The organism is Amycolatopsis sp. 195334CR (genome assembly GCF_017309385.1).
Lineage (GTDB): Bacteria > Actinomycetota > Actinomycetes > Mycobacteriales > Pseudonocardiaceae > Amycolatopsis.
The window spans coordinates 1,344,622-1,365,828 of the sequence record NZ_JAFJMJ010000002.1 but is presented as its reverse complement, the minus strand read 5'-3'; the positions used below and the strand labels follow the sequence as shown (position 1 = coordinate 1,365,828).

At 72.8% G+C, this 21,207-nt stretch carries 19 protein-coding genes; 13 read left to right on the top strand and 6 right to left on the bottom strand.

Annotated elements, in window-relative coordinates; all coding sequences use genetic code 11:
* Positions 1-49 precede the first annotated feature (49 nt).
* Positions 50-1,306, top strand: a complete 1,257-nt coding sequence (locus JYK18_RS29420) for an FAD-binding oxidoreductase (RefSeq protein ID WP_206806688.1) — start codon at positions 50-52, stop codon at positions 1,304-1,306.
* Entirely contained in the window at positions 1,303-1,911 is a 609-nt protein-coding gene (locus tag JYK18_RS29415) for a GreA/GreB family elongation factor (protein WP_307796118.1), read from the top strand. Before JYK18_RS29420 ends, JYK18_RS29415 begins: the two co-directional genes overlap by 4 nt.
* Before the next feature lies 1 nt (position 1,912).
* Here JYK18_RS29415 and JYK18_RS29410 read toward each other — a convergent pair whose 3' ends face one another.
* Complete coding sequence (locus JYK18_RS29410; RefSeq protein ID WP_206806687.1) at positions 1,913-2,479, bottom strand: dihydrofolate reductase family protein; 567 nt, start codon at positions 2,477-2,479, stop codon at positions 1,913-1,915.
* 153 nt (positions 2,480-2,632) lie between these two features.
* Between JYK18_RS29410 and JYK18_RS29405 the strand changes: the two genes are divergently transcribed.
* From JYK18_RS29405 to JYK18_RS29395, 3 genes are all read left to right on the top strand, one after another.
* Positions 2,633-6,217 carry a WD40 repeat domain-containing protein gene (locus JYK18_RS29405; RefSeq protein WP_206806686.1) on the top strand — a complete coding sequence of 1,195 codons (3,585 nt, stop codon included), beginning with the start codon at positions 2,633-2,635 and terminating at the stop codon, positions 6,215-6,217.
* 163 nt (positions 6,218-6,380) lie between these two features.
* A complete protein-coding gene (locus JYK18_RS29400; RefSeq protein ID WP_206806685.1) occupies positions 6,381-6,653 on the top strand; it encodes a hypothetical protein in 273 nt (90 codons plus the stop codon).
* A complete protein-coding gene (locus JYK18_RS29395) occupies positions 6,650-6,976 on the top strand; it encodes a cupin (protein ID WP_206806684.1) in 327 nt (108 codons plus the stop codon). Before JYK18_RS29400 ends, JYK18_RS29395 begins: the two co-directional genes overlap by 4 nt.
* A gap of 10 nt (positions 6,977-6,986) precedes the next feature.
* Here JYK18_RS29395 and JYK18_RS29390 read toward each other — a convergent pair whose 3' ends face one another.
* The 5 genes from JYK18_RS29390 to JYK18_RS29370 all read right to left on the bottom strand — a co-directional run bounded on the left by JYK18_RS29390 (position 6,987) and on the right by JYK18_RS29370 (position 12,312).
* Positions 6,987-7,406 (bottom strand): MarR family winged helix-turn-helix transcriptional regulator, encoded by a 420-nt coding sequence (locus JYK18_RS29390; RefSeq protein ID WP_206806683.1) that lies wholly within the window; start codon positions 7,404-7,406, stop codon positions 6,987-6,989.
* Between the two features lie 26 nt (positions 7,407-7,432).
* Positions 7,433-8,902 (bottom strand): long-chain fatty acid--CoA ligase, encoded by a 1,470-nt coding sequence (locus JYK18_RS29385; protein ID WP_206806682.1) that lies wholly within the window; start codon positions 8,900-8,902, stop codon positions 7,433-7,435.
* A complete protein-coding gene (locus JYK18_RS29380) occupies positions 8,902-9,735 on the bottom strand; it encodes a p-hydroxycinnamoyl CoA hydratase/lyase (protein ID WP_206806681.1) in 834 nt (277 codons plus the stop codon). The genes JYK18_RS29385 and JYK18_RS29380 overlap by 1 nt, the downstream gene beginning before the upstream one ends.
* Before the next feature lie 14 nt (positions 9,736-9,749).
* Positions 9,750-11,204 (bottom strand): aldehyde dehydrogenase family protein, encoded by a 1,455-nt coding sequence (locus JYK18_RS29375; protein WP_206806680.1) that lies wholly within the window; start codon positions 11,202-11,204, stop codon positions 9,750-9,752.
* A 133-nt stretch (positions 11,205-11,337) separates the two neighbouring features.
* Positions 11,338-12,312: a PaaX family transcriptional regulator C-terminal domain-containing protein gene (locus JYK18_RS29370; RefSeq protein ID WP_206806679.1), complete on the bottom strand. Its 975-nt coding sequence runs from the start codon at positions 12,310-12,312 to the stop codon at positions 11,338-11,340.
* A 158-nt stretch (positions 12,313-12,470) separates the two neighbouring features.
* Here JYK18_RS29370 and JYK18_RS29365 point away from each other — a divergent pair, with 158 nt between their 5' ends.
* From JYK18_RS29365 to JYK18_RS29330, 8 genes are read left to right on the top strand one after another with little or no spacing between them, the layout of a single operon-like run.
* Entirely contained in the window at positions 12,471-13,379 is a 909-nt protein-coding gene (locus tag JYK18_RS29365; RefSeq protein ID WP_206806678.1) for a transporter substrate-binding domain-containing protein, read from the top strand.
* Positions 13,376-14,242, top strand: coding sequence for an amino acid ABC transporter permease (locus tag JYK18_RS29360; RefSeq protein WP_206806677.1), 867 nt, complete (start codon positions 13,376-13,378; stop codon positions 14,240-14,242). Before JYK18_RS29365 ends, JYK18_RS29360 begins: the two co-directional genes overlap by 4 nt.
* Before the next feature lie 14 nt (positions 14,243-14,256).
* Positions 14,257-15,015 carry an amino acid ABC transporter ATP-binding protein gene (locus JYK18_RS29355; RefSeq protein ID WP_242583190.1) on the top strand — a complete coding sequence of 253 codons (759 nt, stop codon included), beginning with the start codon at positions 14,257-14,259 and terminating at the stop codon, positions 15,013-15,015.
* Positions 15,012-16,178, top strand: a complete 1,167-nt coding sequence (locus JYK18_RS29350; RefSeq protein ID WP_206806676.1) for a CapA family protein — start codon at positions 15,012-15,014, stop codon at positions 16,176-16,178. Before JYK18_RS29355 ends, JYK18_RS29350 begins: the two co-directional genes overlap by 4 nt.
* Entirely contained in the window at positions 16,175-17,413 is a 1,239-nt protein-coding gene (locus tag JYK18_RS29345) for a CaiB/BaiF CoA-transferase family protein (RefSeq protein WP_206806675.1), read from the top strand. Before JYK18_RS29350 ends, JYK18_RS29345 begins: the two co-directional genes overlap by 4 nt.
* The gene (locus tag JYK18_RS29340) at positions 17,413-18,462 is read left to right on the top strand and encodes a 2-hydroxyacyl-CoA dehydratase family protein (protein ID WP_206806674.1); all 1,050 of its coding nucleotides are present in this window, start codon (positions 17,413-17,415) and stop codon (positions 18,460-18,462) included. Before JYK18_RS29345 ends, JYK18_RS29340 begins: the two co-directional genes overlap by 1 nt.
* Positions 18,459-19,697 (top strand): 2-hydroxyacyl-CoA dehydratase family protein, encoded by a 1,239-nt coding sequence (locus JYK18_RS29335; RefSeq protein ID WP_206806673.1) that lies wholly within the window; start codon positions 18,459-18,461, stop codon positions 19,695-19,697. Before JYK18_RS29340 ends, JYK18_RS29335 begins: the two co-directional genes overlap by 4 nt.
* Positions 19,690-21,192 carry an MFS transporter gene (locus tag JYK18_RS29330; RefSeq protein WP_206806672.1) on the top strand — a complete coding sequence of 501 codons (1,503 nt, stop codon included), beginning with the start codon at positions 19,690-19,692 and terminating at the stop codon, positions 21,190-21,192. The genes JYK18_RS29335 and JYK18_RS29330 overlap by 8 nt, the downstream gene beginning before the upstream one ends.
* Positions 21,193-21,207: the final 15 nt, after the last annotated feature.

Genomic DNA, 21,207 nt, shown 5'->3' with positions numbered 1-21,207 from the left:
GTGCGTTCGGTACATCCCGCGCCCACTCCGCCTCGGTGATGCTCGAACCATGACTGAGAACACCGGGGAGAGGCCGCGAACCGCCGTCGTGGTGGGCGCCGGGATCGTCGGGCTGTCCACCGCGTGGTTCCTGCAGGAACACGGCGTGCGGGTGACCGTGCTGGACCGCACCGGCGTGGCCGCGGGTGCCTCGTGGGGCAACGCCGGCTGGCTGTCGCCCGGCCTCGCCATCCCGCTCAACGAGCCGTCGGTCCTGCGCACCGGGCTCGCCTCGCTCGTCCAGCGCGACGCCCCGTTGCACGTGCCCCCGGCGGTCAGCCCGGGGCTGTGGTCGTTCCTGCTGCGGTTCGCCGCGCACTGCACCTGGCCCGCCTGGCACCGGGTGGTCGACGGGAACCTGGCGCTCAACGACGAATGCCTCGACGTGTTCGACGAACTGACCCGCGGTGGGGTGGCGGCCGAAACCGTCGAAGCACCGGTCACCGCGGTGTTCGAGTCCGCCGCGCAGACCGCGCCCCTGCTGGCCGAGCTGCGCCGGATGACCGCGGCGGGAGCGGCGGTGGACCACCGCACCCTGACCGGCATCGAGGTCGGCACCGAGGTGCCGCAACTGTCCGCGCGCGCCGGGGCCGGGGTGCGGCTGGCCGGTCAGCGCTTCGTCGACCCGGGCAACTTCGTCGAGGCGCTGGCGGACTCGGTGCGCAAGCGCGGCGGCACGATCCGCACCGGTTTCGACGTCCGCGAGATCGTTCCCCAGCGCGACGCGGTCACGCTGGTTTCCCAGGGCAACGGCACCGCGTCCGGTGACGTCGCCGTTCTGGCCACCGGGGCGTGGTTGAGCCGGTTGGCCAAACGGCTCGGCGTGCGCGTCCCCGTGCGGGCCGGGCGCGGGTACTCCTTCACCGTCCCGACCGCCTCGCCGATCCGGCAACCGGTCTACCTGCCCGGCATCCGCGTCGCCTGCACGCCCTACCGCGACGGCATGCGCGTCGCGGGGACCATGGAGTTCCGCGGCCCCGACGCGCCGGTGGACGATCGGCGCGTGCGGGCCATCGTGCGCTCGGCGGCCCCCTTCTTCGACGACGTGGACTGGGCCGCGCGGACCGGCACGTGGGTCGGGCCGCGCCCGGTCACCACCGACGGTCTCCCGCTCATCGGCGCGACCACCGCGCCGGGGGTGTTCGTGGCGGGCGGGCACGGCATGTGGGGCTTCACCCAGGGCCCGGTCACCGGCAGGCTGCTCGCCGAGCGCATCGTCACCGGCAAGCAGTCCGAGGCCCTGCGACCGTTCGACCCGCTCCGGTGACCTCCACCGAGGACTCCGAGCTGGCGTTCCTCCGCGCCGAGAACACCTTGCTGCGCACCGAACGCGACATCCTGCTGCGCGTGGCGGCAGGCTTCGCCGAAGACACGAACGCGACCCTGCTCCGCCGGCGCGGCAACCCACACCCCGACGAACGAGGAAATGCCATGGAAACCGTGTGGCTGACCGACGAGGCCTACACCCGCCTCAGCGCCGAACTCGGCGCACTGCGCGCGGCCCCCGACGACAGCGGCGACGCCGAGGACCGCGTGCTGGAACTGCAGCGGCGGCAGGCACGCACCCGCGAACTCGAAGGCCTGCTGCAGCGCGCCGTCGTCGGGCAGGCCCCGCCCGACGACGGCGTCGCCGAACCCGGCATGGTGCTCACCGTGCGCTTCGACGGTGAGCACACCACCGAGACCTTCCTCCTCGGCGTCCGCGACGGGTCGATGGCCGACGAACTCGAGGTGTACTCGCCCGATTCGCCGCTCGGCCGCGCCATGACCGGTGCCCGCCAAGGCGATTCGCGGACCTACACCGTGCCCAGTGGCGCGACCGTGCGCGCGACGCTGGTCAAGGCGGTGCCCTACGGCAGGCACCTCGGCTAGCTCATTTCGTGATCTCGTAGTGCTGCAACGCCAGGCCGTTGCCGTACGAGGTGAACTCGATGACCTTCAGGTCGTGCCGGTCCTCGAAAACCCGGGTCCCCTTGCCCCGGGTTTCCGGGCAGACCAGCATCCTGACCTCGTCGACGACCCCGGCGGCCAGCAGTGAGCGCATGAGCGTCAGGCTCCCCCACAGCCAGATGTCCCTCCCGGGCCGCTCCTTGAGCTCCAGGATCGTGGCGACCGGATCACGCGTCACGGTCGCGGCGGGGAAACCGCCCCACGGCGCGTCGTCCAGCTTCGACGAGGCGACGAACTTGGTGAGGTTGTTGAGCTTCTCGCCGTACTCGCCCTGGTCCTCGGCGTTCGGCCAGTAGTCCTTGGTCTGGGTGTAGGTGTTCGCGCCGAGGATCATCGTGTCGACGGAGTCGATGAACCCCATCACGGCGGCCTTGAACGCCGGGTCGGACTTCTCCGAGAACGGTTCCACCGAGACGAAGCTGAGCCCGCCGTCCTCCTCCGCGGCGATATTGTCGACGGTCACCCACTGCTGGACCACGAGCTTGCGCATGGTTTCTCCTCCTGGTTCGGACGGCCCTTCCGGCCGCGACCACCCGGGGACGGAGCCACCGGCCCGGTCTCGACATCCGGCGGGAATCTTTTTTTCGCGCGAGCCGTCCGGCACCATCGGTGGCCCGCGGACGGGGACCGGAGGGGGTTCGCTTTGCCACGCCCGGAAAGAGCACTGGATCCGGAGGCCGGACCGGTCCAGCGGTTCGCGATCGAGCTGCGGCGGCTGCGGGAGAAGGCCGGAAGCCCTGGTTATCGCGCACTCGGGGCCAGGGCGCACTACTCGGCCTCGACGCTGGCCGCCGCCGCGCGCGGGGACCAGCTGCCCAGCCTCGCGGTCACGCTCGCCTACGTCCGCGCGTGCGACGGCGATTCCGCCGAATGGGAACAACGGTGGCGGGCGCTGTCCGCGGAACTGGACTCCCGTCCGGTGGAAATCACCGAGGAGCCGCCGTACGTGGGGTTGCGGGCCTTCGACCCCGGTGACGCCCGCCGGTTCTTCGGCCGGGACCGGCTGGTGGCGAAGATCGTCGAACGGCTGGCCCACCACCGGCTGGTCGCGGTGGTCGGGGCGTCCGGCTCCGGGAAGTCGTCCGTGCTGGCGGCCGGCCTGCCGCTGGACGGGTGGCTGCGGCTGACCGTCCGGCCCGGCGCGCACCCGCTGCGCGAGTGCGCCGCCGCGCTGGCCGCGGCCGCCGGGGTGCCCGCCGCCGAACTGGGGCACGACCCGGCGGAACTCGGGATCGCCGCCGAGCAGGTGCTGGTGCACCAGCCGTTCGCCGGGCTCCTGCTGGTCGTGGACCATTTCGAGGAGGTCTTCAGCCTGTGCGAGGACGAGGGTGAACGGGCCGCGTTCATCGCCGCGTTGCTGGCCACCGCGGGGAAAGAGGCACATCGGACCAAGGTGGTGCTCGGCCTCCGCAGCGACTTCTACCCGCACTGCGCCCGCTACGCCGAACTCGCCGAAGCCGTCGAAAGCGCACAGGTCCTGGTGGGCCAGATGACCGCCGACGAACTGCGGCAGGCGATCACCCGGCCCGCACGGGAATTCGGCTGCACGGTCGAAACGGCGCTCGTCGCCAGGGTGATCGCGGACGCGAGCGGGCAGGTCGGCGTGCTCCCGCTGGTGTCGCACGCGTTGCTGCAGACCTGGCGCCGCCGCCGGGGCAACGCGCTGACGCTGGCCGGGTACGAAGCCGCGGGCGGGATCGAGCGGGCCGTGGCACGCACCGCCGAGTCGGTCTACCTCGGGCTCGACCCGGACCAGCAGCCGCTGGCCCGGCAGATCCTGATGCGCCTGGTCGCGGTCGGCGAGGACACCGACAGCAGGCGGCGCATCTCTCGCGGGGAACTCGACACCCACGACGTGGACACCGTGCTCGACCGGCTCACCGGCGCCCGCCTGCTCACCCGCGACCACGACCGGATCGATCTCGCCCACGAAGCCCTGATCCACCACTGGCCGCGGTTGCGCTCGTGGCTCGACGAGGATCGGGAAGGCCTGCGCGTGCACCGGGAACTGGCCGAGAGCGCGCTCGGCTGGGAGACCCAAGGTCGCGAGGAGAGCCTGCTCTTCCGGGGAGCGCGGCTGGCGCTGGCGCGTTCCCGGACCGACGGTTCCCGGCTGAGCCGCCGCGAGCGGGAGTTCCTCGCGGCCAGCGATCGCGCCGAGGCGCGGCAGCACGCGCTCACCCGGCGCCGGATCTGGCAGTTGCGCTGGCTGGCCGCCGGGCTGGTGGTCCTGCTCGCGGTCGCCGTCGGCGCCGCCGCGCTGATGCGCGCGGAACGCCGCCAGGCACTGGTGCAGAGCACGATCGCCACGTCGAGGCAGCTCGCCGCGGAGGCGCTCAACATCGCCGGTGCCGACCGCGGCAAGGCGATCCAGCTCAGCGTCGACGCCTGGCACGCGCATCCGACGCAGGAAGCCCGCAGCGCCGTGCTCAGCGCGAAGTCGGCACACGGCCCGACCGCGGCGTTCCCGCTCGACCCGGTGTGGAACGGCCAGGCCGGCGACCTCACCTTCAGTGCGGACGGCCGGTGGCTGGTGTCGGTGTCGGTGGCCAAGGACGTGGTTTCGGTCTGGGACACGCTGAACCGCTCGCTGGCCGGGCAGCTGGCGCTCCCGAGTGAGGCGGGACCGCGGAGTGGCCCGGCCTCGGTCGCGGTCGGCAGCAGCCGGGACGGCCGTTACCTCGCGGTCCGCCACTCCACCCGCACCTACGTGCTGGACACGGTCACTCGCGCGCAGGTGGCCAAGACGGTGCCCGCCGCCGCCGGAATCCTGCTCACCAGCTACCAGCCGGGGACGGTCGAGGTGCGGACCGCGGCGGACGAGGTGGTCGCGACGCTGGGCGACGTCCCCGAAGAACCGCGTGAACTGGTCACCAGTGCGGACGGCTCGACCGTCGCGCTGCTCGAACGCGACCGCGTTCGGTTCTGGCGGCTGGGTTCGGGTGAGGTCACCGTCCTGCCGACGCCGGGGCTGGACACCCACGCGCTCGCGCTCAGCGCGGACGGCGGGCTCGCCGCCCTCTCCGACGGGCCGGAGATCACCGTGTGGCACACCGGTTCCGCGTCGCAGGTGATGCGGTTGCGGGGACACGCGCGGCCGGTCGGCGATCTCGACTTCGACGACACCGGGACGCTGCACTCCGCGGCGGACACCGTGGCGAGCTGGGACCTGACCACGCAGCGGCTGGTCGCGCAGTTGCCCGGGGACCGGCCGGGCACGCAGTACACCGCGGCGGACGTCAGCCCGGACGGACGACACTTCGCCGCCGCGTCCCCGGACGGCAGGCTCCTGCTGTGGGAACGCTCGGCGCTGCCGCTCATCGGGCACACGCACCCCGTGTCCGCGGTCGCGTTCGACCGCGGTGGCACGACCCTCACCTCGGCCGATACTTCGGGCCGGAGCACGGTGTGGGATCCGGCCACCCGCGTGGGCGTGCCCGCGACCGGACCCGCTCCCGCGCCGGTCACCGCGCTGAGCGCGGACGGCACCCGGCTCGCGGTCACCACTTCCGCGGACACGATCACCGTCACCGACACCCGGACGCGGCAACCCGTCCGGACGCTGCGGACCACGCCGGTCACCGCGATGGCCCTCACCGCGGACGGCACCCAGCTGGCCACCAGTGCCGGGGTCGTGTGGAACCTGGAGGACGGCGGGATGCGCGGGTTCGGTGCCGCCGACGCGGTGATCCACGACGTGGCGTTCAGCGCCGACGGCCGCCGCATGATCGCCTCCGCCGGGCTCAACCAGGTCCACGTCTGGGACGCCCGCACGCTCGAACGGCAGCTCGTGTTCGAGCACCAGCCCGGGGTCTACGCCCCGGTGGTGGAGGTGGCGATCAGTGCCGACGGCAGCCTCGCCGCGACCAGCGACAGCCGGGGCGAGACCGCGGTGTGGCGGCTCGACCCGCCGGTCAAGGCGGCGGTGCTGACCAGCCGGGGCGGCCCCCTCGCGTTCAGCCCGGACGGGCGGTTCCTGGCCACCAACGGCGCCGAGCACACCGCGGTCGTCTGGGACACCTCGACCTTCCAGCGCTGGGCGACGCTGCACGGCCACACCGGCACGATCACCGCGCTGGCGTGGCATCCGGCGGGCACCGCACTGGCCACCGGCAGCGACGACCAGACCATCACCACCTGGACGCTCGACGCCGACGCGGCGAGCGCCGCCCTCTGCGCCGACCTCGCCCGCGATTTCCCCGCCGGTCCCCCGGCGCCGGGGTGCTGAGGTTGTGCGGCGTTTGTTGTGCGGCGCCGCTTCCCGACGCCGGACAACTCCCGGTCGGCTAGAACTGAGTCAGCCGCCTCGCCGCGGGACGCAGGGGGAGGGACCCGAGGCGAGGCGGCTGACCCTTGACCTCGAGCGGGGTGGAGGTCCTACGGTCGTCCGCATGGTCGTCACCGTCGCCAGCGTCGAGGACCCCGAGCGGTTCCTGGCAGTGTTCACCACGATCGGGGCGGAGAAGCGGCGGGAGCACGGCTGCCGGAGCGCCCGGGCGTACTTCGACCCGGATGACCCGCACCGGGTGTGGTCCTTCTTCGACTGGGACCAGGAGGACTACGAGGGGTTCCTGGCGGATCCGGAGATCCCGGCCATCGCGCGGGAACTCGGGCTCCAGGCGCCGCCCGTGCACGCCGTCGCCGCCGCCGAACTAGACGCGTGACGGGCCCCAGCGCGCCCCGCCGCTTCAGCTCGGCGATCGGCGCGGACGCCCTCCGCTTCGGGAACGGGATCCGCATCGCTCCCGGCCTCGACAAGGAGGACGGCGAGTCGATGAGCTCCTACACCGCGTTCTTCCCGGCGGGCGCCCGCGCCGACCTGCCCGCCGCCTACGCGGAGGTCTGGGTGGTGCTGAGCGGCGCACTGCGGGTGGACACCGTGACGGTGCGCGCGGGCGAATACGTGCACGTCCCGGAGCAGACGCCCGGCGAGGTCGAAGCCCTCGAAGACACCACCCTAGTCTGCGTGTCGGTGCCCGCCCACTAGCGAGCGGGCGCTAGGCCAGTGCGTTGTAGCCCAGTTCCAGGCTCTGGCGGAGCAACGGGTGCTGCACCTCGGGGATCGCCGCGAGCAGTTCGGCTTCGATGGCTTCGACCAGCGGATCGCATTCGGCCAGCAGGGTCTCCCCCGCCGGGGTCAGCGCCAGCAGCAGCACCCGCCGGTTCGCCGGATCGCGCGTGCGCTCGATGTGCCCGCGCTCCTCCAGCCACCGCACCATCTCGTTCATCGTCTGCGGGGTGACGAACGAGCGCCGCGCCAGTTGTGCCGACGACAGGCCGCTGCGCCGCCGCAGCGCGGTCAGCGCGGTGAACTGGAGCGTGGTCAGGCCCTTCGGCCGCAGCGCCTCGTCCATGCGCGCGCGGATGACCAGCTCCAGCCGCTTGACCAGGTAGAGGGTAAGCGGTTCCGATCCCATGTCCTGATCGTGCCGCAGCGCCGGGGTCATGCGTACAGCGCCCGCAGTTCGGCCTTGCGGATCTTGCCGGACCCGGTGCGGGGCAGCTCCTCCCGGAACTCGACGTACTTCGGCACCTTGTACCCGGCGAGCCGCTCGCGCAGGTGGGCGCGCAGCTCGTCCGCGGTCAGCGCGGTGCCGGGCCGCCGCACCACCACCGCGCGCGGCACCTCGCCCCACTTCGGGTCGGGCGCGCCGATCACCGCGCACAGTTCGACGTCGGGGTGGTCCAGCGCGGCGGCCTCCACCTCGGCCGGGTAGACGTTCTCCCCACCCGAGATGATCATGTCCTTGAGCCGGTCGACCACGGTGAAGTAGCCGTCACCGTCCACAGTGGCCACATCGCCGGAGTGCAGCCAGCCGCCCGCCAGTGCCTGGTCGGTGGCCGCGGGCTGGTTCCAGTACCCGAGCATGACGTTCGGGCCGCGCACCACGATCTCCCCGCGTTCCCCCGGCGGCACCGGCTCCCCGGCCGGACCGGCCACGCGCACGTCGGTGAAGAACGACGGCACCCCGGCGCTGCCCGCCTTGGTGCGCGCGGCGGCCGGGTCGAGCACCAGCACCCCCGGCGCCGCCTCGGTCATGCCGTAGCCCTGCACGAACGCGAGCCCGCGGTCCAGGTACCGCCGGATCGTCGACGGCGGCACCGGCGCCCCGCCGCAGAGCAGCGTCCGCACGCTGGACAGGTCCGCCGACGCCCAGCCGGGCTGCGCGGCCATCGCGTCGTACATCGCGGGCACGCCGAACAGCAGCGTCACCCGGTGCCGGGCGATCAGCGCCAGCGCCGCGGCCGGGTCGAACGACTCCATCAGCACCGCGGTGCCGCCCTTGAGCAACGTCGGCAGGCAGGTCATGCCCAGCGCGGCGGTGTGGAACAGCGGTGCGGCCACCAGCGCCACCTCACCACCGGACAGGTCCGACTCGACCAGCACGTTGACGCAGTTCCAGGTGAGGTTGCCGTGCGAGAGCACCGCGCCCTTCGGCCGCCCGGTGCTGCCCGAGGTGTACATGATCAGGCACGGGTCGCCGAGCGAGACCGGTTCGTCGGGCGGCTCCGCGGGCCCCGACGCGAACTCCTCGTACCGCGCCCCGCCGACCGCCAGGAGTTCCCGCGCCGCCACCTCCACCGGCGACGCGTGCACCAGCACGGAAACCCCGGCGTCGTCGAGCACGTAGGCCAGTTCCGGCGCCGCCAGCCTGCTGTTGACCGGGACGAAGACCGCGCCCAGCGACGCGGTGGCGAACAGGGTTTCGAGGTAGGCGGGGTGGTTGGGGCCGAGGTAGGCGACCCGGTCGCCCCGCCGCACCCCGAGCGAGCGCAGGCCGTGCGCCAGCCCGGCGGACCGCGCGGCGAGGGCCGCGTAGCTCAGTTCCCGGTCGCCGTGCACCAGCGCGATCCGGTCCGGGGTCATCCTGGCCCGCCGCGACGGCCACGAGCCGAGGCCCTCGTCGCGCATCAGTCGTTCCGGTAGGCCGAAAGACCGGGGCGGAAGGTCTTGTCGTCGAGGAACTGGGTCATGCCCTTCTGGCGGCCCTGCTCGGGGTCGAGGAACTGCGACTGCTCCAGCTTCGCGTAGAGGTAGTCCTCGGCCTGCTCCCACGGCATCTCCTGGGCCAGCTTGTAGCCGACCTTCGCCGCGCGCAGCACCACCGGGTTCATCGCGGCCAGCTTCGCCGCCAGTTCCCGGGTGCGCCCGCGCAGGTGCTCCGCCGGGACCGCTTCGTTGACCAGGCGCATTTCGGCGGCACGACGGCCGTCGAACGGCTCGCCGGTCATGATGAAGTACAGCGCGTCGCGCTGGCTGACCGTGGCCGCCAGCGCCCGGCTGACCACCCCGCCCGGCGGGATTCCCCAGTTCACTTCGGACAGTCCATAGTGGGCGTCTTCGGCGGAGATGGCGAGGTCGCAGGCGACCAGCGGGGTGAACGCGCCGCCGAAGCACCAGCCGTTGACCATCGCGATGGTCGGCTTCGACCAGGTGGCCAGCCGCTTCCACTGCCATTCGGCGCTGGCGCGGCGCACCCGGATCTGCACCGCCGCGTCGCCGGACTCGTCCACCTCGCGGAAGTACTCGCGCAGGTCCATGCCCGCCGAGAACGAGTCGCCCGCGCCCGTGAGCACCAGCACGCGGCAGCGCGGATCGCCCTCCAGCGCGTCGAGCGTGCGCACCATTTCGTCGTTGAGCGCCGGGTTCATCGCGTTGCGCTTCTCCGGGCGGTTGAGCGTCACCCAGGCGATGCCGTCCTCGAAGTCGACGAGCACGTTTTCGCCCCACGGCGCTTCAGACATGTGTTTCGGTCCTTTCAGAACGGGTAGCGCGCGGATTCGGCGCGCACGGTGACCCACTGGGTCTCGGTGAAGGCATCGACGTTCGCGCGGGCACCGCCGACGCGGCCGACACCGGAGGCGCCGACCCCGCCGAAGGGCGCGGCGGGATCGTCGTTCACCGTCTGGTCGTTGATGTGCACCAGGCCGCTGGGGATGCGGTCGGCCAGTGCCAGCCCGGCCGCCGGATCGGCGGTGAGCACGCCCAGGCTCAAGCCGTATTCGGAGTCGGCGGCGAACTCGGCGGCCTCGTCGAGCGTGTCGAACGGGCGTACGCAGGCCACCGGCCCGAACACCTCTTCGGCGTAGGCCGGGATCGACGGTCCGCAGTCGGCGAGCACGGTCGGGCGGTAGAACGGCCCGTCCGCGGTACCGCCCTGCACCAGCCACGCCCCGGCGGCCACGCTGCGGTCCACCAGGTCGCGCACGTGGGCGAGCTGACCGCCGTCGATGATCGGGCCGAGCACCACGTCCTCGGTGAACGGATCACCGACCGGCAGCTGTTCGGCCTTCTTGCCGAGCAGCTCGACGTAGCGGTCGTACAGCGAGCGGTGCACCAGGTGCCTGCCCACGGCCATGCAGATCTGGCCCTGGTGCAGGAAACTGCCGAACGCACCGCAGGACGCGGCGGCTTCGAGATCGGCGTCTTCGAGCACCACCAGCGCGCTGTTGCCGCCGAGTTCGAGGTGCGCCCGCTTCAGCAGTTCCCCGGCACGGGCGCCGATGGCCCGGCCGGCGCGGGTCGAGCCGGTGAACGAGATGACCGGCACGCGCGGGTGCTCGACCAGCGCGGCCCCGGCTTCGGCGTCACCCGGCAGCACCTGGAGCACGCCCGCGGGCAGCCCGGCCTCCTCGAAGATCCGCGCGATCACCACCCCGCCGCAGACCGCGGTGCGCGGATCGGGTTTGACGATCACCGCGTTGCCCAGCGCGAGCGCCGGTGCCACCGAACGCATCGAGAGCAGCAAAGGGAAGTTGAACGGCGAGATCACCGCGACCACGCCCACCGGAACCCGGCGTTCGAAGCTCATCCGGCCCGCCGAGGGCAGCAGTTCGCCGTAGGGCGCCGACGGCAGCGCGGCGGCCTGCACGCACTCCCCCGCCGAGCCTTCGATCTCGATGCCCGCCTTGAGCCGGACCGACCCCGACTCGCGGACCACCCAGTCGGCGATGGCGCCGGTGTGCTCGGTCAGCAGAGCGGCGGCCCGCAGCAGCACCGCGGAACGTTCGGCGTGCGGCAGCGCGGCCCACTCGCGCTGGGCGGGCGCGGCGCGGTCGACGGCGGCGGCGATGTCCGCGGCACCGGCGACGCCCACCGAACCGAGGGCCGCCCCGGTCGCGGGCTCGCGTACTTCGTGCGTACCGGAACCGCCGTCGGTCCAGGTGCCGGTGAAGACCTTGCCGGACCAGCGCGCGGGATCGAGGAACTCCACCGGGACCTCCGAGTCGGTCGGTTTATCATCAGGTTTCCTGATGATGTTGCGGTCAGCCTGCGGCCTGGTCCAGCTCGATGGCAAGCAGTGGTGACCCGGGTCACCCGAAAATACGCAGGATTCCTGATGGAACTCAGCCGCGGCGCAGGTCGTCCAGCCGTCGTGCGCGGACCGCCTGCTCGAACGGGGTGTCACCGCGTTCGGCGTCGCCGCCGAGCCGCGCGTACAGCTCGGCGATCCGGGCGCTGTCGTGGTGCGAAGCGAGCTCGGCCAGCTCCGGGTCCGCTTCCGCGAGCAGCTCGCGGAAGCGCTGTTCGGCGAGCGGGCCCAGCCGGTCGTAGATCTCCAGGAACAGCCGCTGCGCTTCGGCGCGGGACCAGCCCGGCGGCAGCATGACCGCGGGCAGATCCGGGTCCCGCTCGGGAAAGGCCCGCCAGTCGACGCGCAGTTCGGTGCGCAGGCGCAGCGCCTCGGCCGGGCTGATCCGGCCGGCCGCGAGGCGCGCGGGCAGCGGCCGGTAGCGGTCGACGAATTCCCGGTACTGCCGGGCCAGGGGTTCGAGGTCGAACGCCTCGGCCGGGCCGCCGCCCGCCGGTCCGCCGGGCACCTCGGTCGCCCGCAGCACGCTGCCGCGTTCGATGCCGAGTTCGGCGAGCAGCGCGACCGCCGGTTCGGCGAGGTCGCGCGGGGACACCCACAAACCGTCGTACAGCGCGGCGAAACCGAGCACGCGCAACCGCGAGCGCAGTGCCGTGCGCACCTCGCGTTCCTGCTCGGGCACCGAGAACGCGACCACGGTCCAGTACCCGTCCCACTCCGGCGCGGTGGCGCCGAAGGTGAGCATCCGGTGCGTGCGCCCGACGATCACGCCGCTGGTGCGCGGCGGGATGCCGTACGCGGTGGTCCGGCCGCGCCGCGAGGTGGTCAGCAGGCCCTTGGCCGCCAGCCGCCGCATCGCCGCCCTGGCGTTGTCCGTGCCGATGCCGAACTCCGCGAGCAACCGCACCAGCGCGGCCGACGGGATGTGCTCGTCGCGCCAGTACCAGTAGTCGCCGAGCAGCGAGGTCAGCAGCAGCTGCGGTTCGGCCCGCGGCGGGGTCTCCGGCATCCGCGCTCCCTTCGGGTTGGCCGGAAGCCTACGGGGCGACCGGGTCTTGCAATTGGCGACACCTCGTGCGACGCTCGTCGGCATTCTAGTCGTCAATGATCGGTTCCCCGATCCCGACACCCCGCCTGGCCAGGCCCAACGCAGGGAGAACCACCGCCATGCGACCCATCCCCCACGCCCGCAGACCGTTGTTCGGCGCCGCCGCGCTCCTGCTCGTCCTCACCGGCTGCGGTGCGCAGCTCGGCGAGGGCACCGACACCCCGGTACCGGCGGGCGCGAACACCGCCCTCCACGACGCGCTGCCCGAACCCGTGCGCCAGGCCGGCGTGCTCCGCTTCGCCGGCGACTCGCACCCGCCCTACCGCACGGTCGCCGCCGACGGCTCGATCACCGGTATCGACAAGGACTTCCAGGACGCGCTGGGCCAACTGCTCGGCGTGCGCACGGAAACCATCGTGGTGGACAGCCTTCCCGGTGCGCTGCAAGGAATGCTGTCCAACCGCTACGACGCGTTCAACGGCCCGGTGAAGGTCACCGCCGAACGCGAGAAGCAGTTCGACACGATCACCTGGATGACCACGCGCACCTCGTACGTGGTGCCGTCGAACGCGCCGGTGCCCATCCCGGCCACGGACGCGTTGTGCGGCAAGCGGGTCGCCGTGGTCACCGCGAGCGTGGTCGAGGAGCAGCTGCGGCAGCTCTCGGCGTTCTGCGAGCGCGCCGGACGCGGTGCGGTGCAGTCGATCGGGCTCGCCGACACCAACGCCACCCTGCTGGCCGCGCAGTCCGGGCGCGCCGAGGCGGCGGGCATGACCCAGGCCGCGGCGATCGACGTGACCGCGCAGCAGCAGGGCGTCTACACCTACGTCACGCAGACCGAGGAGCAGGGCGCCACCGCGGACAAGCTCGCGCTCTACACCTCGAAGGCGAGCGGGCTCGGACCGGTGCTGCACCAGGCTTTCGGCGAGTTGTTCAACTCCGGGCGCTACCAGGAGATCATGCGGAAGTGGGGGCTGGACGGGGTGACCGTGCCGCGGCCGGAGTTCAACGCCGGGACGCCGTCATGACCGTGACCACCGATTCCCCGGCCACCCCGCGCGCGCACGACATCGCCGGCGCGCGGCCCCGGTTCCGGCCGTGGCGCTGGGTGGCCACCGCCGTGCTCGTGGTGCTGGCCGCGCAGCTGCTGGCCTTCCTGGTCGGCAACGAGCGGTTCCAGTGGGACGTGGTGGCCGAGCACCTGTTCGCCCCGTCCGTCCTTTCCGGACTCGGCACCACCGTGCTGCTGGCCGTGCTGGCGATGGTGATCGGCTCGGTGGTGGGCGGGCTGCTCGCCGCCGCGCAGCTGTCCGGCTTCGCCCCGGCGCGCTGGGCCGCCACGCTCTACGTCGGCGTGTTCCGCGGCATCCCGCCCCTGGTGCAGCTGATCTTCTGGTTCAACCTGGCCTACCTGCTGCCGAAGATCTCGCTGAGCGTGCCGTTCGGCCCGGCGCTGCTGACCTGGAACGCCAACGACCTGATCACCCCGCTGACCGCGGGCATCATCGGGCTCTCGCTGGTGGAGTCGGCGTATATGGCCGAAATCATCCGTGCCGGGGTGCTGGGCGTGGACCAGGGGCAGCGCGAAGCCGCCTCCGCGATGGGCTTCACCCCGGCGCAGACCTTCTTCCGGATCGTGCTGCCGCAGGCGATGCGGGTGATCATCCCGCCGAGCGGCAGCCAGTTCATCAGCGTGCTCAAGGGCACCGCGCTGGTCTCGGTGATCGCGATGAACGACCTGCTGCACGCGGTGCAGGTGATCTACAACCAGAGCTACGAGATCGTGCCGATGCTGATCGTGGCGTGCGTCTGGTACCTGGTCGTGGTCACCCTGCTGACCGTGCTCCAGCGACGGCTCGAACGCCGCTTCGCGCGGGGAGGTGCCTCGTGAACCCGGTGCTGCGGATGAGCGGCGTGCGGAAGTCCTTCGGCACGCACCCCGCGCTCGACGGAGTGGACCTCGACGTGGCCGAGGGCGAGGTGGTGGTGGTCATCGGCCCGTCCGGCTCCGGGAAGTCCACTTTGGTCCGTTGTGTGCACCAGCTGGAGTCGATCGACGCGGGCGCGATGTACCTCGACGGCGACCTGATCGGCTACGAGGAGCACCGCGGCGGGCTGCGGCCGCTGAGCCCGCGCGGGCGGGCCGCGCAACGCAGGCGGATCGGCATGGTCTTCCAGCAGTTCAACCTGTTCCCGCACTTCACCGCGTTGCGCAACGTCACCGAGGCCCCGGTGCGGGTGCACCGCCGCGACCGCGCGGAAACCGAGGCGGACGCGATCGCGCTGCTGGAGCGGGTCGGCCTCGGCGAGCGCCTGCACCACTACCCGCGCCAGCTCTCCGGCGGGCAGCAGCAGCGCGTGGCGATCGCCAGGGCGCTGGCCGTGCGCCCCCGGATCATGCTGTTCGACGAGCCGACCAGTGCGCTCGACCCGGAACTGGTCGACGAGGTGCTCGGCGTGCTGCGCGGGCTCGCCGCCGACGGGCTGACGATGGTGGTGGTGACCCACGAGATGGCCTTCGCCCGCGAGGTGGCCGACCGGTGCGTGTTCATGGAAGCCGGCCGGATCGTCGAGTCGGGCACCCCCGCCGAGGTCTTCGGCGATCCGAAAAGCCCGCGGCTGCGGGCCTTCCTGTCCCGGCACACCGAGGAAGCGGTCTCATGATCACCATCGCCGCCGTCGGGGACCTGATCCTCGACGAGCCCGACCCGGCGGGTTTCCTGGCGCCGTCGGCTCCCCTGTTCCAGCGGGCCGACGTCGCGATCGGGCACGTCGAGGTCCCGCATTCGACCACCACCACCCAGATCAGCACCGATGTGCCCGCGCCGCCCGCCGATCCGGCCGCGCTCGGCGCGCTCGCCGAGGCCGGGTTCGACGTGGTCACCTTGGCGGGCAACCACATCTTCGACGCCGGTGAGGTCGGCGTGACCGACACCGTGGCGCACTCCCGCGTGGCCGGGCTCGTCCCGGTGGGAGCCGGTGCGGACGTCACCGAGGCCCGCACCCCGGCGGTGGTCGAGCGCGACGGCCTGCGGATCGGCGTGCTGTCGTACAACTGCGTCGGCCCGCGGGAATCCTGGGCCACGTCGAAGAAAGCGGGCTGCGCCTACGTCCACGTGCTGACCCACTACGAACTCGACCACGCCAGCCCCGGCGGGCCGCCGCGGATCTACACCTTCGCCGATCCGGACAGCCTGGAGGCGATGGCGGCCGACATCACCGCGTTGCGCGCCGAAACCGACGTGGTGCTCGTGGCGCTGCACAAGGGTGTCGGGCACACCCCGGCGGCGGTGGCGATGTACGAGAGCCCGGTGGCCCGCGCGGCGATCGACGCCGGTGCCGACGCGGTGTTCGGCCACCACGCGCACATCCTGCGCGGTATCGAGGTGCACCGGGGCAAGCCGATCTTCCACGGCCTCGGCAACTTCGTCACGGTCACCCGCGCGCTCACCCCGGCCGAGGGCGGCGACAGCGCCGAACGGGCCGCGTGGGCGGAGAAACGCAAGCAGCTCTACGGTTTCGCGCCCGATCCGGAAATGCCGTACTACCCGTTCCACCCGGAAAGCCGGAACACCGTGGTGGCCGTGTGCCGGTTCGACCGCGACGGCCTGGCCGACGCCGGGCTGGTGCCGTGCCACATCGACGACCGCGGCCGCCCGATCCCGCTTTCCCCGGATTCGCCGGAGGGCGAGGCCGTGCTCGCCTACGTCCGCGACATCACCGCACGCGCACGGCTCGGCGCGGACCTGGTCCGCGACGGCGACCGGGTCCTGATCGCCGGAACCCGGCGGGCCGGCCACATCTCAGCCATGGAGGACCCCGCATGACCGACCAGCCGCTCGCCGGCCGCACCGTGATCGACCTGACCACCGCGCTCGCCGGGCCGTACGCCACCCTGCTGCTGGCCGGGCTCGGCGCCACGGTGATCAAGGTGGAGAACCCCGCGACCGGCGGCGACACCGCCCGCAACAACGCGCCCTACCTCGGCCGCGACGGGCTGGCGCTGGGCCGCAAGCACGACGACGACATGTCGGTGTCGATGCTGGTGCGCGGGCGGGGCAAGCTCAGCGTGACGCTCAATCTCAAGGACCCGCGCGCGAAGGCGGTGTTCACCGATCTGGTGCGCGACGCCGACGTGCTGGTGGAGAACTACTCCCCCGGCGTCACCGGCCGCCTCGGCATCGACTACGCCGCCGTGCGGGAGATCAACCCGCGGCTGGTCTACACCTCGATCAGCGGGTTCGGCACGCAGGGCGGGCCGGGTTCGGGCAAGGCGATGGACTCGATCATCCAGGCGCTGTCCGGGGTGATGATGACCGCGGGCGAGCCGGACGGCGACCCGGTGCGGTTCGGCCTGCCGGTCGGCGACCTGCTGGCGCCGCTGTTCGCCGTGGTGGGCACGGTGTCCGCGTTGCTGCAGGCGGAAACCACCGGGCAGGGGCAGCACGTGGACGTGTCCATGCTCGGCGCGCTGACCTCGCTGGTGGCCTGTGAGCCGTTCGACGCCTTCGAGGCGGTCGGGTTGCCGCAGCGCACCGGTTCGCTGGTGCCGCGGCTCGCGCCGTTCGGCATCCTGCCCACCGCGGACGGGCACATCGCGTTGTGCGCGCCCACCGACGCCTTCGCCCGCGGTGTCCTGCGGGCCATGGGCCGCGAGGACCTGGTCGACGACGACCGGTACCGCACGCGGGACGAACGCGTGCGGCGCGCGGACGAACTGCACGCGCTGATCGGCGACTGGTGCCGCGTGCTGCCGTCGGCCGAGGTGGTGGACCGGCTGTCCGAGCACGGGGTGCCCGCCGCGCAGGTCCGCGAACCCCGTGACGCGGTACGGGATCCGCTCGTGCGCGAGCGACGCGAGGTCGTGCCGATCACCCATCCCCGGCACGGCGCGGTGGCGGATCTTTCGGCCACCGGCATGCCGATCGTGTTCTCCGGCGCCTCGGTCGGCCTGGACGCGCCCGCGCCCGCGCTCGGTGAGCACAACGAGCACGTCTACCGCGAACTGCTCGGGTACAGCGAGGACGAATTGGCCGCGCTGGCCGCGGATTCGGTCATCTGATGCTGCCGGAGCGCGGGGACGCCGTCGAACGCTGGCGGGCGGCGGGTCGCCCGGTGGCCGGATACGTCGGTGCCGATGTGCCGGTCGAGCTGCTGACCGCCGCCGGAGTGCTGCCGCTGCGGCTGACCGGTTCCCCCGCCGAGGACGCGAGCGCGGGCCGGGAACGGCTCGGGGGTGGGCTCGACGCGGTGGCCTGCTCGGTGCTGACCCGGTTGCTCGACGGCGCCTACGGCCACCTCGACCTGCTGGTGCTGTCCCGGGATTGCGAGGCGTCGCTGCGGTTGTTCTACGTGCTGCGGGAGATCCGGCGGGTCGAGCCGTCGATCGCGCTGCCGCCGCTGCACCTGGTCGACGTGCTGCACCTGCCGCACCACACCACCACGCGGTACGTGCTGGCCAAGGTCCGCCAGTTCCGGTCGTGGCTCGAAGCCGTGACGGGACGGCGGATCGGCGACGACGACCTGGCCGCCGCGGTCGCCGCGCACGACCGCGTCCGCGGCCTGCTCAGGGAAATCGGCATCCACCGCGGCCACCGGCGCCTCACCGGCACCGAGGCGCTCGCCGCGGTTTCGGTGGTCACGGCCATGCCGGTCGGCGAAGCGGAGAAGCTGGTGCGGGACTTGCTTTCCACCCTGGCACACCGGGAGCCGCGGCCGGGCAGGCCGGTGTACCTGACCGGCAGCAGCCACGACTCCCCCGAGGTCTACCGGGCGCTGGAGGACGCGGGGCTGCTGATCGTCGGTGAGGACCACGACTGGGGCGACCTGCTCGCGGTGTCCGACGTCGGCGCGCCGACCGAACTGGCGATCGCCGAGCGCTACCAGTTCGCCGGCCCCGCCGCGCCTCGGGCGTCCATTGTGGAGCGTGCCGCGCACACCGCCGCCGCCGTGCGCGCACGCGGTGCCGGGGCCCTGCTCGCCTACGTCCGCCGGCACGACGACGCGCCACCGTGGGACTTCCCGGCCCAGCGGGAGGCCGCCGGCGTACCCGCCACACTCGTCGACCGCCAGGAGTACGGCCGCATCGATCTCGCGGCGGCGACCCGATGAGCCGCCTGCCCAGCGCCGCGGCCGCGACGGCGTACCAGCGGGAGTGGTTCGCCGGGCTGAAGGAACAAGTCGACTCGGGTACGCCGCTGGCACTGGTCAACGCCGACGCGCCGCAGGAAATCTTCCGCGCGATGGGCATCCCGTACGTGGTGAACCAGTGGTGGGCCTCGATCGTCGCAGCGAAGCGGCAGACCCAGGAACAACTGGCGCGGCTGCGTGAACGCGGGTACCCCGACTACACCGAGCAGTACAGCTCCACCTCGCTCGCCAGCGCGTTCGCCCCGGATTCCGGGCCGTGGGGCGGGTTGCCCAAGCCGGCCATCGTGCTCGCGGAGACCACCGGCGACGCCTCCCGCAAGATCTTCGACGTCTGGGGTGATCAGCCCGGCGTGACCTTCTACCCGCTGGAGAGCGCCGCCGCCGACACCGTGCCCGTGCGCTGGTGGGAGCTGATGCCGCACCGGTGGGAGGAGGCGATCGGCACCGACCGGATCGAGCTGATGACCGGCGAGCTGCACGGCCTGATCCGGTTCCTGGAGACCACCACCGGACGGCGGTTCTCGCGGCGGCGGTTCACCGAGGTGATGGACCTGGTCAACGAGCAGGAGGAGTGGAACCGGCGCACCCGCGACCTGATCGCCGCCGCGCGCCCCTGCCCGGTGCCGGTCACCGACAGCATTCCGGCGGTGATGATCCCGCAGTGGCACCGCGGGACCGAATGGGCGCGGGACGCGGCGAAGGCGCTGCACGACGAGGTGGCCGAGCGGATCGCGGCGGGCGCGGCGGTGTGCGAACCCGAGCGCGCCAGGCTGATGTGGATCGGCCGGGGCCTGTGGTTCGACCTGGACTTCTACCGGCGGTTCCAGGACCGGTACGGCGCGGTTTTCGTCTGGTCGATGTACCTCGCCATCGCCGCCGACGGCTACCTCCGCTACGGCGACGACCCGCTGCGCGCGCTCGCCGCCCGGTTCGCCGCGTTCTCCGACCAGCTCTACACCCCGCCGTGGTCGGCCGAGTGGTACGTCCACCAGGCCCGCACGCACGGTGTCGACGGCGTGGTGCACCTGGTCTCCGACGACGCGCGCGGCAGCTGGGCCACCACCAGGGCGTTGCGCGCGGCCGGGGTGCCGGTGCTCGAACTGCACGCGGACAACGTGGACGCCCGCCGGTCCGACCCGTCCTTTTTGGACAAGTCGGTGGGCGGCTGGCTGGAGGCCGAGGTCCTCGGTGGCTGAGCGGGTCGCGCCGGTGCTCGCCGGCGCGCTGGTGGCGTTGTTCACCGGTTCGCTGACCAACACCATCATCGGCATCGCGTTGCCCACCATCGCCGGGGAGCTCGGCGGGCAGGACCAGGTCGCCTGGGTCGCCGCGGCCGCGCTGCTGACGATGACCGCGGCCACCCCGGTCTGGGGCAAGCTGGCCGACCGGCACGGCCCGCGCCCGATGCTGCTCGCGGCCACCGGGTTCTTCGTGGTGGCTTCGCTGGTCGCCGGGCTCGCGCCGTCGATGGGCTGGCTGGTGGCCGGGCGCGCGTTGCAGGGCGCGGCCGGCGGCGGCGTGCTCGCCTGCACCAACGCGTTGATCGCGGTACTGGTCCCGGCCAGGGAACGCGGCCGCTACACCGGCTGGTTCGGGGTTTCCTTCGGGACCGCGTCGGTCGCCGGGCCGCTGTTGGGCGGGCTGCTGGTCACCCCGGGCGGACCGGGCTGGCGGTGGTGCTTCCTCGGGGTGGTGCCGGTGGCACTGGTCGCCGCGGCGCTGATCCGGCTGGCTCCCGACCGGCGCCCGTCCCGGCCCGCCGCGCCGCTGGACCACCTCGGCGCGGTCCTGCTGGCGTTGTCCTCGGGCGGGCTGGTGGTGCTGCTGTCCGCCGGTGGCGTCGCGTGGCCGTGGTTCTCGCCCGCCACCTTCGGGCTGGGCACCGCGGTGCTGGTGACCGCGTTGCTGGCCGTCCTGCGTGAACACCGCGCGGCCGACCCGATCCTGCCGCCCCGGCTGTTCCGCGACCGGACCTTCACCCTCGCCTGCGCGGCCGGGCTGCTGGTCGGCACGGTGATGTTCGGCGGCATCATCTACCTGCCGCAGTTCCTGCAGGTGGTGCACGGGCACGGGGCGATGGCCGCCGGGCTGCTGATGCTGCCGCAGATCGGCACGATGATCATCGCCTCGGCGGTGACCGGCAGGCTGATCGTCCACACCGGACGGTGGAAGCGCTACCCGGCGGTGGGCTGCGCGCTGCTGGTGGCCGGGCTGGGCGTGCTGGCCCCGTTGAGCACCACCACCCCGGCCTGGCAGGTCGCCGCGGGCATGGCGCTGCTCGGCGCGGGCACCGGGCTGACGCAGCAGGTGCTCGTGCTCGCCGCGCAGGACTCCGTCGCGCCGGGAGACGTCGGGGTGGCCAGTTCGTCGGCGACGTTCACGCGCACGCTCGGCGGTGCCGTCGGCGTGGCCGCGTTCGGCGCGCTGATCGCCGCGCGGCTGCGGGCCGACCTGCCCGCCGCGCTCGGTGCGGCCGGGTTGCCCGCCACCGACGAGGACGTCCGGCGGCTGCTGGGCACGCCCGCCCACGTCGCGGCCCTGCCGCCACCGCTGGCCGAAGCCGTCCGGGAGTCCTACACGAACGGGCTCCAGCTGGTCTTCCTCGTCACGCTCCCGGTCGCCGTGCTCGCACTGGTGGCCGTCCTGCTCGTCCGCGAAACCGCGCTCGGCGAAGCCGTGCCCGCGCACTGATTTTTCGATTGCTGG